Source organism: Hymenobacter lucidus (genome assembly GCF_020447265.1).
GTDB lineage: Bacteria > Bacteroidota > Bacteroidia > Cytophagales > Hymenobacteraceae > Hymenobacter > Hymenobacter lucidus.
Window position 1 is genome coordinate 350,419 of sequence record NZ_JAJADR010000002.1, and the last position, 15,317, is coordinate 365,735.

The 15,317-nt window shown below is 61.4% G+C and carries 13 protein-coding genes; 6 read left to right on the top strand and 7 right to left on the bottom strand.

The features are described from left to right. The first annotated feature begins 68 nt into the window (after nt 1-68). Both LGH74_RS08230 and LGH74_RS08235 read left to right on the top strand, forming a co-directional pair. The gene (locus LGH74_RS08230) at nt 69-1,433 is read left to right on the top strand and encodes a M20/M25/M40 family metallo-hydrolase (protein WP_226174429.1); all 1,365 of its coding nucleotides are present in this window, start codon (nt 69-71) and stop codon (nt 1,431-1,433) included. Nucleotides 1,434-1,456: 23 nt separating this feature from the next. Then, the gene (locus tag LGH74_RS08235; RefSeq protein WP_226174431.1) at nt 1,457-2,077 is read left to right on the top strand and encodes a hypothetical protein; all 621 of its coding nucleotides are present in this window, start codon (nt 1,457-1,459) and stop codon (nt 2,075-2,077) included. 15 nt (nt 2,078-2,092) lie between these two features. On the opposite strand, the gene LGH74_RS08240 is transcribed toward LGH74_RS08235, so the two are convergent. Beyond that, nucleotides 2,093-2,683, bottom strand: coding sequence for a DUF4269 domain-containing protein (locus LGH74_RS08240; RefSeq protein WP_226174433.1), 591 nt, complete (start codon nt 2,681-2,683; stop codon nt 2,093-2,095). A gap of 210 nt (nt 2,684-2,893) precedes the next feature. Next, nucleotides 2,894-3,160: a hypothetical protein gene (locus tag LGH74_RS08245; RefSeq protein WP_226174435.1), complete on the bottom strand. Its 267-nt coding sequence runs from the start codon at nt 3,158-3,160 to the stop codon at nt 2,894-2,896. A 2-nt stretch (nt 3,161-3,162) separates the two neighbouring features. Between LGH74_RS08245 and LGH74_RS08250 the strand changes: the two genes are divergently transcribed. After that, nucleotides 3,163-4,497: an aspartate kinase gene (locus tag LGH74_RS08250; protein WP_226174437.1), complete on the top strand. Its 1,335-nt coding sequence runs from the start codon at nt 3,163-3,165 to the stop codon at nt 4,495-4,497. A gap of 52 nt (nt 4,498-4,549) precedes the next feature. Beyond that, entirely contained in the window at nt 4,550-5,695 is a 1,146-nt protein-coding gene (lysA, locus tag LGH74_RS08255; protein ID WP_226174439.1) for a diaminopimelate decarboxylase, read from the top strand. Between the two features lie 79 nt (nt 5,696-5,774). Here the strand turns inward: lysA and LGH74_RS08260 are convergent, their stop codons facing one another. Further along, on the bottom strand, nt 5,775-7,439 hold the full coding sequence (locus LGH74_RS08260; protein ID WP_226174441.1) for an ArnT family glycosyltransferase: 1,665 nt from the start codon (nt 7,437-7,439) through the stop codon (nt 5,775-5,777). Nucleotides 7,440-7,567: 128 nt separating this feature from the next. On the opposite strand from LGH74_RS08260, the gene LGH74_RS08265 reads away from it, so the two are divergent. Together LGH74_RS08265 and LGH74_RS08270 are read left to right on the top strand one after the other, a co-directional pair. Beyond that, on the top strand, nt 7,568-9,049 hold the full coding sequence (locus tag LGH74_RS08265) for an SDR family oxidoreductase (RefSeq protein ID WP_226174443.1): 1,482 nt from the start codon (nt 7,568-7,570) through the stop codon (nt 9,047-9,049). A 302-nt stretch (nt 9,050-9,351) separates the two neighbouring features. After that, nucleotides 9,352-11,232 carry a prolipoprotein diacylglyceryl transferase family protein gene (locus LGH74_RS08270; protein ID WP_226174452.1) on the top strand — a complete coding sequence of 627 codons (1,881 nt, stop codon included), beginning with the start codon at nt 9,352-9,354 and terminating at the stop codon, nt 11,230-11,232. A gap of 12 nt (nt 11,233-11,244) precedes the next feature. Here LGH74_RS08270 and LGH74_RS08275 read toward each other — a convergent pair whose 3' ends face one another. The 4 genes from LGH74_RS08275 to LGH74_RS08290 are packed head-to-tail and all read right to left on the bottom strand — an operon-like array spanning nt 11,245 to nt 15,309. Then, nucleotides 11,245-11,472: a DUF2905 domain-containing protein gene (locus LGH74_RS08275; RefSeq protein ID WP_226174454.1), complete on the bottom strand. Its 228-nt coding sequence runs from the start codon at nt 11,470-11,472 to the stop codon at nt 11,245-11,247. A gap of 24 nt (nt 11,473-11,496) precedes the next feature. Beyond that, a complete protein-coding gene (locus LGH74_RS08280) occupies nt 11,497-11,811 on the bottom strand; it encodes a hypothetical protein (protein ID WP_226174455.1) in 315 nt (104 codons plus the stop codon). Nucleotides 11,812-11,842: 31 nt separating this feature from the next. Further along, entirely contained in the window at nt 11,843-12,784 is a 942-nt protein-coding gene (locus LGH74_RS08285) for a DUF6438 domain-containing protein (protein WP_226174457.1), read from the bottom strand. Beyond that, on the bottom strand, nt 12,784-15,309 hold the full coding sequence (locus tag LGH74_RS08290) for a type IA DNA topoisomerase (RefSeq protein ID WP_226174459.1): 2,526 nt from the start codon (nt 15,307-15,309) through the stop codon (nt 12,784-12,786). Before LGH74_RS08290 ends, LGH74_RS08285 begins: the two co-directional genes overlap by 1 nt. Nucleotides 15,310-15,317 lie beyond the last annotated feature (8 nt).

Consider the following 15,317-nt stretch of genomic DNA (forward strand, 5'->3'; position numbering starts at 1 on the left):
GTACTTTTCGTACTGACTTTCTACCGCGACTATTTCGCACTTTCTGCTTGTCCTTGCCTTTCCGCTCCATGAATCTACGTTTCGCGCTGCTGCTGTCGGCTAGCCTTTCGCCAGCCTTCGTTTTTGCCCAAACCGCGGCTCCCACTCCAGTTCCCGATCCGACTATCAGGCAGATGGTAGAAGCCGTTTCAGCAAAGAATCTAGAAGAGGACATCCGCAAAATGGTGTCATTCGGCACCCGCCACACCCTGAGCGACACCAAGAGCAAAAAGCGCGGCATTGGAGCCGCCCGCAACTGGGTCGAAAGTGAGTTTCGCAAATATGCCAAGGCCAGCGGAGGCCGCCTGAAGGTGGAGCAGGATACCTTCCTGGTGAAACCCGACGGCCGCCGCATCGACAAGCCCGTCATCATGGCCAACGTAATGGCCACCCTGCCCGGCACCGACCCCACCGATACCCGCGTGTTCATCGTCAGCGGCCACCTCGACTCGCGCGTAACCGACGTGATGAACGCCACGGCCGACGCGCCCGGCGCCAACGACGACGCCTCAGGCGTGGCCCTGGTAATGGAAATGGCCCGCATCATGTCGCAGAAGCAGTACCCCTGCACGCTGATTTTCGTGGCCGTGCAGGGCGAAGAGCAGGGCCTTTACGGCTCGACGCACCTGGCCAAGCGGGCCAAAAAGGAAGGCTGGAACCTGACCGGGATGCTCAACAACGATATCGTGGGCAACTCGAAAGGCTTCGACCCGGAAATTTCCGACAATAAGCACGTGCGTATTTTCAGTGAGGGCGTGCCGGCCACCGAAACCCCGGACGAAGCCAAGCTGCGCCGCACCCTGAGCAGTGAAAACGACGCGCCCAGCCGCCAACTGGCCCGCTACGTCAAAACCGCCTGTGAGCAGTACGTGGCGGATTTCGGGGTGCTGATTGAGTACCGCCCCGACCGTTTCCTGCGCGGCGGCGACCATACGCCCTTCAACCAGCAGGGCTTTACAGCGGTGCGCTTCACGGAAGTCAACGAGAACTTCAACCACCAGCACCAGGATTTGCGCACCGAAAACAGCATCCAGTATGGCGACCTGCCCGAGTTTGTGGACTACAAGTACCTGCGCAAGAATACCGGCGTGAATCTGGCTACCATGGCCAGCTTGGCCCTGGCCCCCGCCTCGCCCGACAACGTGGGCGTACTCACGGCCAAGCTCACCAACCGCACCGAACTGAAGTGGGACGCGCCCAAAGTAGGCGAAAAGCCGGCTGGCTACGTGGTACTAATGCGCGAAACCGCCTCCCCGGTGTGGCAGCAGCGCTTCCCCGTTGCGACTACCACTGCCGACCTGCCTCACAGCAAGGACAACTACATTTTCGGGGTAGCTTCCGTGGATGCCGAGGGCCACGAAAGCCTGCCCGTTATTCCTAAACCGATGCGGTAAGACCACTGTTAATGCGCTGTTTTATGAACCGATTCTGCTACCTGGCCCTGATGGTGGCTGCTGGCTGCAACAGCCCGTCTACCGCCCCGGAAGCCTCCACGCTACCGGCAGCGCCAGCTACCAAGCCCGCCGCCACGGTTCCTGCCGATACCGCCGGCCCGGCCCGCACGGCCCGCCGGTTTGTGAGCTGGTATGCCACCCACCAAAAAGAGTTGTCGAACGGCCTGGTGCTAAATGACGACGGGCTGGACAGCACCAAGTTCTACTCCGTTGATTTTCCGGACACCGAGAACTGGCTCCGGAAAGTGGCCGGTAGCGGCACCGTTTCCCCAGCCTATCTGGATGGGTGGCGCGCGTATTTCCGTAGCTACGACGATACGCTGCGCCTGCACCCGCAGAACGACGGCCCTCCCGCCGGCTTCGACCACGACCTGCTGATGCTCTCCCAGGAGCCCGATACCAAGGTGGCCGATTTGCAGGTCGGTACTGTTACCGTTACAAGCCGCCAGGGCAACCGCGCCCAGGTACAGGCCCGGGGTCCGCGCCACGAAGCCTGGCAGGAAGGGCTGAATTTTGAGATGAGTCGCAGTGCTGATGGCCGCTGGCTGATTGACCGAATCGATAACGGCTCCGACGCTTTTTAAGTGTAAAGCGGGCTGCTAGTCACTGGTTGGCAGCTCTCCTCTGCTGACTATCCAGGCACTAAGCTCGGCCGCTGATCTACCTTCCAGCGCCAGCAGCGCCTCATAGGGGTTGCCGGCCAGCTGCAACAGCTGCGCAAACGCCGGCTCCGTTTTCAGGCCCTGCACTTTGAGCTGCCGCACGGCGCGGCGCCATGTTTCTCCCCCAGCCTGCAACACGGCATATTCGACCAGCATATGCCGGTAAGCGTTTTGGCGGGCGGTGGGCAAGCCTTGGCCGAATATTTCCAGCACCTCTCCGCCGTACCGAAAGTTGCACACCACCGACTCTTGGCCGCCAATAACGTGCTGGCGCAGTCGAAAACTCGGCAGGTGGCCGTACTGCCGTTGCAGCAACTCCCTAAATCCCGGGCGCGCCTCGGGCGACACTTCGCAGATAAGGTCCAGGTCGCTGCCCGGCCCGTCGATGCCGAGCGGAATGGTACCGGCCAGCACCGGGTCGAAGCAGCGCAGCACCGACCAGATATTCAGCTCCGCCAATACCGCGTAGGCGCGCTGCTGTCGGCGGCTGCCGGTTTTCAGGTACTGCGGGTCTTTCCAGTCAGGCATTGGCAGCAACAAATAACGAACAGAATGAGACCGGTAAAATACGACTGCACGTCATGTTTCCTGCTGGTCGACATGGCATTCTCTGACCACCAAATACTAGCTTTAGCCGCCGCTAGCAAACTTTTTTAGCCCACACATGCCGATACTTTCCGCTTCATGCCCGTACTTGCAACCCTAAACCCGGCTAAGGGCACGTAGCCCCCGGCTGTTTCAGACCATGAATACTCCCTGTTTCGGTTTTTCTTCGGCACTTTCGGTGGCTTCGGCTGGCAGTAGCGCCGTGGCCAAGCCACTGGCAGCTAAGCGCATGATGCTGAAGAAATGCTTCAAACGGCCCTCGACCTGACCGTCGCACTTCTTCATGCTTTCTTTCCCATAAGCATCAAGCGCCGGTCTTCCCAGACCGGCGCTTTTTGTTTGTGCTTTCCGTACTACTCTCTCCGCCCCGTTCATTTTTTGGCTAACCCGTTTTTTCACTGATGAAAGTTCTCAAGTTTGGCGGCACCTCCGTCGGTTCAGCGGAGCGTATGCGCGCCCTGCCCGCTCTTATCCAAGGCTCCGAGCCCCGCATCGTCGTCCTATCGGCCATGTCGGGCACGACCAACGCGCTGGTCAACATTGCCAAGCTGCTCTTCGAGGGCGAAACCACGGCGGCCACTTACCAAACCGAAATCCTGCGCCAGCATTACCTCATCGTGGCCCGCGAGCTGCTCACTGACCCGGCAATTGCCACCGAGGCCATTTCTCACCTCGACGCCTCGTTTAAAACCATCTTCAACCTGACGCGCCACCCTCTTTCGGCCTCGGGCGAGCGGGTGATTCTAGCTCAGGGCGAGCTGCTGAGCACCTTGCTGTTTCACCGCTACTACACCCGCGTGCTGGGCGAAGAGGCCATTTTGCTGCCTGCCCTCGACTTTATGCGCCTCGATAAAAACGACGAGCCCGACGGCGACTACATCGAGCAGCACCTGGCGCAGGTCTTGGCCCCGTACGCCGGCCAGCAGCTGTTTATCACCCAGGGCTACATCTGCCGCAATGCCAACGGCGACATCGACAACCTCAAGCGCGGCGGCTCCGACTACTCGGCCTCACTGATCGGGGCGGCGGCCCACGCCGAGGAAATCCAGATCTGGACCGATATTGACGGGCTGCACAACAACGACCCGCGGGTGGTAGAAGGCACCTACCCGATTCGGGAATTGTCGTTTGACGAGGCCGCCGAGCTGGCCTATTTCGGGGCCAAGATTCTGCACCCCAGCTCTATTCTGCCCGCCGCCAAGCACGGCATTCCGGTGCGGCTGCTGAACACAATGCAGCCCGAAGCGCCCGGCACCCTGATTTCAACCCACACCGGCGACGAAGCCATCAAGGCTGTGGCGGCCAAAGACGGGCTGGTGGCCATCAAGATCAAGTCGAGCCGGATGCTGCTGGCCCACGGCTTTTTGCGCAGCGTATTCGAGGTATTTGAGCGCTACCGCACGCCCATCGACATGATTACCACCTCTGAAGTGGCCGTGTCGCTCACCATTGACGACGCGACGCACCTGGCCGAAATCCTGGAGGAGCTGCGCAACTTCGGGGCCGTGGAAGTGGATGAGCAACAAACCATTGTGTGCCTGGTTGGCAACCTGATTCAGGAAAACAACGGCTCGGCCTGGCTGGTGTTTAATGCGTTGAAGAACATTCCGCTGCGCATGATTTCCTACGGCGGCTCGCCCAACAACATCAGCATTCTGATTCACAGCAGCTACAAAGAGCAGGCGTTGAAAGCCCTGAATGCGGGGTTGTTCCAGCAGCGGGCCGTAGCGCCGTAGTGTGGCGCAGCCGGCTTGCGCCCCTTTGTTTTCGTTATTTAGTACCCCCTACATGAGCTTTTCCCTTCCGGCCGATGCCGCGTCCCGGCCAACGCCCTTTTACCTTTACGATCTGGCTTTGCTGGACCGTACTTTGGCCGCTGTGCAGCAGGCTGCCCGCCCGCGCGACATTCACGTGCATTACGCCCTGAAAGCCAATGCCAACGCGCCCCTGTTGGAACGCATCCGCCAACACGGCCTGGGCGCCGACTGCGTAAGCGGCCCCGAGGTGCAACGCGCCCTTGATACGGGTTTTGCGCCCCAGGATGTGGTTTTTGCCGGCGTGGGCAAGTCGGATGCGGAAATAAACCTGGCGCTGGCCGCCGATATCTGGTGCTTCAACGCCGAATCGGTGGAGGAGCTGGTGGTGCTCAACGAACTGGCCGCCGCCCAGGGCCGCCGCACGCGGGTGGCGCTGCGCATCAACCCCAACGTGGACGCGCACACCCACCACTACATCACCACGGGTCTGGATGCCAACAAGTTCGGCATTGGCCTGAACGATTTGGCCGCCGTGCTGGACTTACTGGCTACGCTGCCTCAGCTGGAATTGGTAGGACTGCACACCCACATCGGCTCCCAGATTACCAACCTGAGCGTATTCGGGGAGCTGAGCCGCAAGCTGAACGAGGTGCAAACCTGGCTCGAAAGCCGGGGCCACCAGCTGCCTCACCTCAACCTGGGCGGCGGCCTGGGCATCGACTACCACAACCCCGACACGCAGGCCATTCCCGATTTTGAGGCCTATTTCCGGATGTTTGAGCAGCACCTGGTGCGCCGCCCCGGCCAGCAGGTACACGTCGAGCTGGGCCGCTCCATCGTGGCCCAGTGCGGGGCCTTGGTGAGCAAGGTACTCTACGTAAAGCGCAGTCAGCAAACCAGTTTCGCCATCCTCGACGCGGGCATGACCGAGCTGATCCGCCCGGCCCTCTACGGCAGCTACCACCAGATTCAGAACTTAACCAGCACCGGCTCCAAGCAGCTCTACGACGTGGTGGGGCCCATCTGCGAGTCGTCCGACACCTTTGGCCGCGAAGTGGCCCTGCCCGAAACCCGTCGCGGCGACCTGGTCGTGATTCGCTCGGCCGGCGCATACGGCGAGGTTATGGCGTCGAATTATAACCTGCGCGAAAAGGCCGAAGCGGTGTACGTGGGGTAGGTCCTGGGCTTTTGCCTAAAAGAACGTCATTCCGAGCGAAGCCGAGGAATGACGTTCTTTTTTATTACCACCCACTACCCTACTGCCAGCCGCTATAGTAGATAACCCAGGGGCCGAGGTGCTCCTGCAACGGGAAGTAGGGCAGCATCCAGGCCCGGAAATCTTCCAGCTCGCCTTTGGAAATCAATACCGGGTGCTGGGCCAGCAGGCTTTTCAGGTAGCGCTGCTGGGTAGAGTCGTTCACGTTTACCAGCACTTTTTGCCAGCTGCTGTCGGCCTCAAACTGGGTTTCACGCTTCAAATCGTCGTTGTCGTGCACGAGCGTGACGGGCATGGTATTGAGCTCAAAAGCCAGGGACGGCAGCAGCTCGTCGTAGACCAGCACCCGGCGCTGGTCGAGGCCCTGGGCGCGCAGCCACGCGGCCACAGGGCGCGTGCTGCCGGCCGCCAGCTGGTTCTGGTGCAGCACCGATTTGGCCGTGAGCAGCAGCGTGAGGGCAAAAACGACCGTAAGAGCCAGCAGGCGCGGGGCCACGCGCACCTGGTTCCAGAGCAGCTGCTGGAGCACCAGCGCCACGATACCGGCGGCGGGCCACAAAGACGTGAGGGGCGTAATTTCCAGCGGTATTCCCAGCGCGCCACTCAGCGCCGGCAGCATGCACAGGCCCGCCAGCAGCAAACCCAGCACCCCGCTCATGGCCACGTACCAGCGGTAAAGCACGGCATCAGTCAGCCGGCCCAGGTAGTACACCGTGAGCAGCGCCAGGCCGGGAAAAATGGGCAGCAGGTAAAGCAGCAGCTTAGATTTGGCCAAAGAGAAAAACACCAGCGGCACCAGCACCCAGAACACCAGCACGTTGCGCCACTGCTGCGGCACCTCGGCCCAGCGCGTGCGCACCAGCTGCGTGAGCAGGGCCACCACCCACGGCAAACTGCCCACGGGCACCAGCACCAGGTAAAACCACCACGGCTTGGCCCGCTTAAAGGCATCGGCATTGGCAAACCGGTCGGCCGTTTGCTTGCGCAGAAAATAATCCAGGAACTCCCGGTTTTCAGCCGCCAGGTATACATACCAGCTCAGCCCGATGACTAGCAGCAACACCACGCCCGCCGCGTGATGCCAGGTGAAAGGCCGCCGGGGCTGGCGTTGGCGGAAATAATGCCCCACGACCACCATCAGCGGTAGCACCGCGCCCACCGGGCCTTTGGTGAGAAAAGCCAGGCCCAGCCCCAGCCAGAACAAATAGAACCAGCGCCAGCCCCCCCCGTGTAGGTAGCGCAGAATACTGTAGGCTGCCACCAGCTCCAGGGTCATCAGGTAGGCATCCGTGGTGAGGTTCAGGGCCGAAATGAGCACCACGGGCAGCGTGCCGTAGAGCATAGCGCCGGCCAGGGCAAAGCGCTTATCCTGCTCAAAAAGCAGCTTGCCCAGCCCATACACCAGCACCACCTGCGCCAGCACGGCCAGCACGGCCAACAGCCGGGCTCCCACCGCCGTGGGGCCGGCCAGCGCCAGGCCGGCCGCCGTGAGCCAATACGTAACCGGGGGTTTGTGGAAGTGCTGAATACCCAGCAGCCGCGGGTGCAGCCAGTCGCCGGAGGCCAGCATTTCGCGGCCGATTTCGGCGTAGCGGGCTTCGCTGCTTTCCAGTACGCCCCAGCTGCCCAGCACCAGCAGCAGGCCCGCGCCCAGGGCCAGTACAAACAACCAAAGCCAGGTACGGGCGGAAAAAGAAGCGGGCATACTGAAGGAGAATAAACCAGAAAGAGCCACGAAGGTAGCCAGAAAGCCCCGCTGTGGCTACCCCGCAACCAAACCCGGCACCAGTGGTTGTACTTAGCAGTATCACGCCCGTAGCCCCGCCCTGCCCTATGAAAATCCTGCTCACTGGTGCCAACGGCTACATTGGCCGCCGCCTGCTGCCGCTGCTGGTGGAAGCCGGCCACGAGGTAGTGTGCCTCGTGCGCGACCCGCGCCGCTTCGAGCTGCCCGAGTGGCTGCGCGCTCAGGTAACGGTGTGCGCCGGCGACCTGCTGCAACCCGAAACCCTGCAGAGCCTGCCCCGCGACATTGAGGCGGCTTACTACCTGGTGCACTCCATGAGCGGCCACGACCAGGATTTCTTCCGGGCCGAGCAGCTGTCGGCCCGCCACTTCACCGACTACCTCGACCACACCACTGCCCGGCAGGTGATTTACCTCAGCGGTATTGCCAACGACCGGAACCTGTCGGCCCACCTTCGCTCCCGCAAGGCCGTGGAAAAGGTGCTGCGCAAAGCCCAGCGCGCGGCCGTTACGGTGCTACGGGCCAGCATCATCATCGGCTCGGGCTCGGCTTCGTTCGAGATTATCCGGGACCTGGTCGAGAAGCTGCCGCTCATGATTACCCCGCGCTGGCTTAACTCGCGTTGCCAGCCCATCGGCATCCGCGACGTGATGCACTACCTCACCGCCGTGCTGCTCCACCCCGATTGTATGGGCGAAACCTTTGACATCGGCGGGCCCGACGTGCTGACCTACAAGGAAATGCTGCTGGGCCTAGCCGCCGAGCGGGGCTACCGGCGCTACATCGTCACGGTGCCGGTGCTCACGCCGCGGCTGTCGTCGTGGTGGCTCTTTCTGGTCACACGCACCACGTTTTCATTGGCCCAGAGCTTGGTGGAAAGCCTGCGCAACGACACAGTAGTGGCCCTCAAACGCAGCATTACCCAGGTACTGCCCCACCAGTGCATGAGTTACCGCGAAGCCCTGGCCCTGGCTTTCACCCGCATCGAGCAAAACGAGGTTATCAGCAGCTGGAGCGACGCGGTGAGTAGCGGGGTGATAGAAAAGAACTACATGGATTTCGTGCAGATTCCGCAGCACGGCATGCTCACCGACCGGCAGGAGCTACGCTTCAGCCGCTCCCCCGAGGAAGTATTGCAGAATATCTGGAGCATCGGCGGGCAACGAGGCTGGTATAAAGTCGACTGGCTCTGGCGCATCCGGGGGCTTATGGACAAGGCCGTGGGCGGCGTGGGTTTGCGCCGGGGCCGCCGCTCGCCCACCAGTCTGCGCCCCGGCGACCCGCTCGACTTCTGGCGCGTGCTCGTGGCCGACCGCGCCGGCCGCCGGCTGCTGCTCTACGCCGAAATGAAGCTCCCCGGCGAAGCCTGGCTACAATTCCGCATTCTCGACAACGCCGACGGTACCCACACCCTGGAGCAGCTGGCCGCCTTCCGGCCTCGGGGCCTGGCCGGCCGCCTCTATTGGTACTCCCTGGTGCCCTTTCACGCGGTTATTTTCAAAGGCATGGTCGAGAATATCGTGCAATATGATGAGGCCAAGGCCGCCCCGCCGAGCGTGCCGGTGTAGCCAGTAAGTACTGGAACGTCCTGTCGAACAGCGTGAGACATCTCGCGTGCTGCTGTTGCCGAGCCAACCCGTTATGCTGAGCGTAACGCAGTGGCGTCGAGGCATCTCCACAGTTTCGTTGCTCTGGCTCTGATTACCAGTGAAGTAGAGATGCTTCGGCGCTGCTTTATTCGCAGAATGCTCGAAATGCCGTGCCTATTCCCAGCTGGTTACTGAGGCCCAAATAGTGTATATTAGCTAGGCGGCCCCGCAACCTGCTCCCTGGCTCTGGCGCGCCCGCCCTACCGGTTATTCCAGCAGTTATGGTCCCTCCTCTACTCCTATCAGCGTGGTACTGGGCCGTACCGGCCGGTTCCGGCTACGATTTCTACACGTTGTGCTATGTGCTGGCCTTCGTGCTGAATCTACTGCTGCTGGTGTGGGAAGGTCACCGGCGCGGCTACCCCATGCGCACCTGGCTGGTGCTGCTGGCCTGTACTACGCTCACCTTTATTCTGGGCACCAAGCTGCTGGCCTTTTCCCCCGCCGAGTGGCAGGTGCTGCTGCACACCGGCCACTGGCCCAGTTCTGGAGCCCGCACGGTGCTGGGCGGGGCGCTGGCCGGCACCCTTACACTGCTGCTCCTGCGCCGGCCGTTCGGGTTTAGCTGGCACGTATTCGACGCCTTCACGCTGCCTATGTGCGCCGCCCTGATGGTGCAGTGCGTGGGCTGCACCCTTACCGGCTGCTGTTTCGGCGAGCTGACTACCGGCAGCTGGGGCATCACCTACCCGCCCGGCACGCTGCCTTATATGTGGCAGGCTTCCCGCGGCCTGCTTCCCGTGGGGGCCGCGCAGTCGTTACCCATTCACCCTACCCAGCTCTACTCCTTGCTGCTGGCCGGGGCTGTAGGGGCCGTATTGCTGCTGAATCAGCACCGCGCCTGGCCCGGCGGCAGCCGGCGCCTGCTTCACCTGGGGCTGCTGCTCACGGGCCGGTTTTTCATCGAGTTCTGGCGCGACCCCGCCGGCGAGCAGGTGGGCGCGGCTTTGCGGCTGCACGGGGGCCTGCTACTCAAGCAGGTGCAGTGGGCCCTGCTGGTGCTGGCCCCAGTGGCGCTGGGCTGGTGGGCGTGGCTGGTGGCCCGCACAGACCGCACCCCGCAGCAGACCGAAACCATTCCCGGGCAGAACCCCGTGCGCAACCTGCTGGCCGTGGCCGCGCTGCTGGCCCTCACGGCCTGGCTGGGGCCCTACGCCCTCACCAGGCCCGAGGTGCTAGTGATAAAAGGCATCCTACTGACGGTGCTGGCCCTGGAAGGGGACGCGCTGCTGCTGGGCCTCACGACTCACGCCGCCCACCCACACCGCGCCGTGTTGCCGCTCTGCTTGGCCGGCATAGTGCTGGTGCTCACCAGCCAGATACCCGCCGACTCGGCCCGGTCGGGAACTTATTTTTCCTTCACCCCGGGCATCGTGGCGGGCAGCTATGATGAGGACGTAACCTACGCGAGCAGTGGCGGCTGCTCGAGCGGCTCTACCCCACAGCCTGTACGGGCAGGCTACTACCACGGCTACCAGGCCGTGGGCGGCGAGGTGGCCTACACCAAGCCCAGCCGCCGGCCCGGCCGCACCACCTACGGCATGGGCGTGTGGGCTGGCCGCGAATACGTAAACGTGCAGCCCCTCACACCCGGTGCCCCTTTCCCGACGGCCAGCCCCAGTGACGGCCAGCGCCACCTGCTGCTCGATTTCAACCCCTACCTGGAGCGGGACCGGGTCCGCCCCGGCGGGTTTGGCTACGGACTGCGGCTGGGGTTTCATGTAGGCGAGTTGGGCCATTCCGCACCTAAAGACGCGACACTTAATCTGCGCACGGTAAGTTTCATGCCCGATGTGAAGCTCTGGATTGGCGTGCGGCGTAGCCTGTTCGGGCAGATTGATGTGGGCACCGGGCCGCTGGCAATGGGCAACCTCACCAGTCGCTTTGCGCTCGGCTCGGGCCTGGGCTCCGACTGGAACCACTCCGTGCTGGGCGGCGTAGCTTTATCGGACCACAACACGGGCTCGACAATGGGCTTTCTGAGTGCGAGCTTCCCGCTGGGCACTACCGGCTTGTGGCTCGAACCCTACGCCGCCACCAATTTTGGCCGGCACCGGCAGGCCCTGTTCCGGCTGCAATACCGCCTTAGTGCCCGCCATTAGCCGGTATTTGCCTCAGCCTAGCCGCCGCCACAGCCAGAGCAGCAAGCTCAGCACGATGCTCACCAGCAGCATCGACGCCAGCGGGGCGTAGAGCCGGAAGCCGGGCCGCTCGATGCGGATGTCGCCGGGCAGGCGGCCAAACCAGCCCAGCAGACTGCCACCGCCCAGCCAGAGAAAAGCACCGAGGGCCACGAGGAGCAAGCCGGCGGCCACGAGGAATTTACCGAGTTGGGGAGTCATGACAAGCGGAGTTGATTGCCAGCATTACCAATATTGCATACCCAACACAAAGGCTCCGACTAGCGCGGCGTAGATGCCCAGCGCCAGCCATTCGCCCGGGTTACGGAAGTCGTAGGGCACCCGTTTGCGGGCGGCCTGCTGTAGTAGAATGGACAGGTACAGCCCGCCCGTGGTAAGGAGTAGCGCCACCCACTGCGGCACCGTTTGGCGAAACAGCAGCAGCATGCCCAGCATCGGCAGCAGCCCTACCACGTAGCCCGGAAAGCGCGCCTTGAACAACGCAGCGGGCGTAGCCGGGGGTGGCGGCAGCGGCTGGGGTTTCGGTGGTTTCTTGGCCATTGGAGAGGTTAAGTTGTTGCGCCCAGTATTTCTAACGCATCAATTGCCATGACTGGGTACGCCGCAGCTTATGTAGCAGCACATATACCTGCTGCAAACCAAAGGTTCCTTGCTGCCCTTCGTCACTTATTCTTTTAACTTTTCCACCATCGTAGGTAATAGTCAAGTAGCCATGCGGAACATGGTTAATAGACATTTCATAGCTCTCCTTAATTACTGGAAAATTCAGGTAGTTGAGCAGACCGACTAATTGCTGATAGTCCTGGATATTAATCGTTGTCTGCCTCTTTTCAAATACTTTATTAGCCTTATCTAAAATATTATATTCCTCAAAGGAATGAGTTGCGTTTCGTAGCGAATCGACACTTAAGATTATTCGCCTTGAAGTATGATAGACAGAATACGATTCATACTCAATATTCTCGATATTATAAATCTGTGGTTTTGCATTATACTCAATAAATCCGCCAAACCGATGAGTAAGAACGAAGTTCTGACGACCTTTTAAGCGCTTATCATTGTAATCTGGTTTGCCAAAATCGTAATATGACAGCAATGGCATAGAGCCTACAAGGCTGATTTCAGGAACTGCTGCTACTCGACGAAACTGCCGTGAAAATGGCTCAACATAAAATTGATTGTTGCCCGAATCTAGAACACATAGCACTTTGCTACGCTTGTGATGGAGGCCAATTACTATTAAATCGGTATAGCCATTTCCGTCGAAGTCAGCCTTAGCCCATGCTTTTACGCCCGCTTTGCGATACTGCTTACTCACCCGCTTATCCTCAAAAACCAAAGCAGAGCTAACCGTGAATGTTTTGTAGTATTCATTAACGGAATTAACCAAGGCTTGCACCTCGGCATCCGTTGCGGCAACGTCTATTTTACTTGGCATAGCTTGGCCATGCGCCCTGCTCATCAGAAAGCAACCAGCAACTATAACCAGACGGACACTTATAGTCTTATTCATTACCCGTTATCAAACACCGGCTCAATCCGTCCTTCCGTGCCTACCTGCAGGGCCGCCTCGTAGCGGTTGCCGGTTTTCGCCGACACGAAGCCGCGGATGACGCCCGTTTTGCCTTTGCGCAGCAGCTGGTTCATCTGGGTTTCGGTCAGGGTTTTGCCGCCCCACTCGAAAGGGGCCCGGAACTGGCAGTCTTCGCGGAAGCGGGAGCAGCCCCAGGCGCTTTTGCCGCGCAGCATGGTGCCCAGCTTGCACACCGGGCACGGAATCTGGCCGGGGTCGGCAGCCGTGGTGGGCTTGCTTTCGGCGGCCCGCACCAACTCCAGCGCGTGCTGGGGCGTGAGGCGCACGGCGGCGTCGAACTTGTTGCCCAGCTCGTCGAGGTAGCCCTTGATAACCGGCGTGCGGCCCTTGGCCAGCAGTGCCGAAGCCTGCTTGTCGGTCAGGTTCTTGCCCTCAAACTGTGCCGGGAGTCGGAACTGGCAATTCTCCCGGAAGCGGGAGCAGCCAAATGCCGTTTTGCCCTTCAGAATATGACCCGCTTTGCAGGCCGGACACGCGCCGAGGCTGCCGGGTACGGCCGGCGTGGCTGCCACGGGCTTCACGGGCAGCGAAGCGGCAGGCGTGGCACCCGAAATCAGGGTACCGGGCACCGAAATGGAGCGGCGCGAACCATCCTGCTTTACTTCCTGCACCATCTCACGCACCAGCATTTTCAGCTCATCCAGAAACAAACCCGAGTCGAGGTTGCCGCTTTCTATCTGGCGCAGCTTCCGCTCCCACTGCCCCGTCAGCTCGGCCGACTTCAGCGTGGGGTTCCGGATCAGGCCAATCAGCTCGACGCCGGTGTGCGTGGGCAGGATGCGCTTTTTCTCCCGCCGGATGTAGCCGCGCTTAAACAAGGTTTCGATGATGGCGGCGCGGGTAGAAGGCCTCCCGATACCGTTTTCCTTCATGGCCTGCCGCATTTCCTCGTCGTCGATGTTGCGGCCAGCCGTTTCCATGCCCCGCAGCAGCATGGCCTCGGTGTAGTCGCGCGGGGGCTGGGTTACTTTCTGGTCGAGGCGGGGCTTGTGGGGGCCACTCTCGCCTTTCTCAAACGAGGGCAGCACGGTGCTCACCACGTCGTCGTCGCCCTCGCCGGGCTTGGCGGTGCTGGGCGCCTGCTGGGCGGCCGGGTCGCCATACACGATGCGCCAGCCGGGGTTGAGAATCTGCCGGCCCCGCACCCGGAACGGATGCCCGGCGGCCTCGGCCGTGACGGTGGTGTTGCTTACCTCGCAGTCGGGGTAAAACGCGGCCAGAAAGCGGCGCACGATGATGTCGTACACGCTGTGCTCGGTGCCGCCCAGGCCACCGGCGCTGGCCCCAGTGGGAATGATGGCGTGGTGGTCTGTTACTTTGTTGTTGTTGAAGACCTTGGTGCTCTTCTTAATTTTGGCGGCCAGCAGTGGCTGGGTCAGGCTATGATACGCGCCCAGCCCCTGCATGATGCCGGCTATTTTGGGGTATTGGTCGTCGGGCAGAAACGTGGTATCGACGCGCGGGTAGCTCACCACTTTCTTCTCGTAGAGCGCCTGCACCGTTTTGAGCGTATCCTCGGCCGAAAGACCCAGCTGGTTGTTGCACTGCACCTGCAACGAGGTCAAATCAAACAACGAGGGCGGCGACTCCAGGGCTTTCTTGATTTCGACGCCCGTCACGGTCAGGGGCGCGTCTTTCACGGCGGCCATGGCGGCATCGGCCTCTTCCTGGCTTACAAAATAGCCGCGGGCCTTCAGGCGGGCTTTTTCGTCGGGCTCGTCGTCTTCCTTACCTTTCTTGAGCGGGGCAATGTGGCTGAACATCGTGCCCCGGTACTCGGTGCGCAGCACCCAGTAGGGCTCGGGCCGGAAGTTCTGGATTTCGTGGTAGCGGTCCACCAGCAGGGCCAGCGTGGGCGTCTGCACCCGTCCGATGCTGAGCACCTGCTTCTGGCCGGCGGCGTATTTCAGGGTGAATAAGCGCGTGGCATTCAGGCCCAAGAGCCAGTCACCGGCGGCGCGGCTTTTGCCGGCCTGGTAGAGGTTGTCGAACTCCGAGCCCTCGCGCAGGTTGGCGAAGCCCTGGCGGATGGCCTCCTCGGTGAGCGACGAAATCCAGAGGCGCTTGAAGGGCTTGCGGTACTTGGCTTCCATCAGCACCCAGCGCTGAATCACCTCCCCTTCCTGCCCGGCGTCGCCGCAGTTGACGACCTCATCGGCGGCGGCCAGCAGGTTTTTGATGACCGTAAACTGCCGCACTACCCCGTCGTCGCGGCGCATGAGCTTGATACCAAATTGCTCGGGCATCATGGGCAAGTCGTGGATGCTCCAGCGCTTCCACTCGGGGCGGTAGTCTTCGGGCTCACGCAGCTGGCAGAAGTGCCCGAACGTCCAGGTTACCTGGTAGCCGTTGCCCTCGAAGTAGCCGTCCATTTTGCGGCTGGCGCCCAGTACATGAGCAATTTCACGGGCCACGCTGGGCTTTTCGGCAATACAAACAATCACAGATTCTC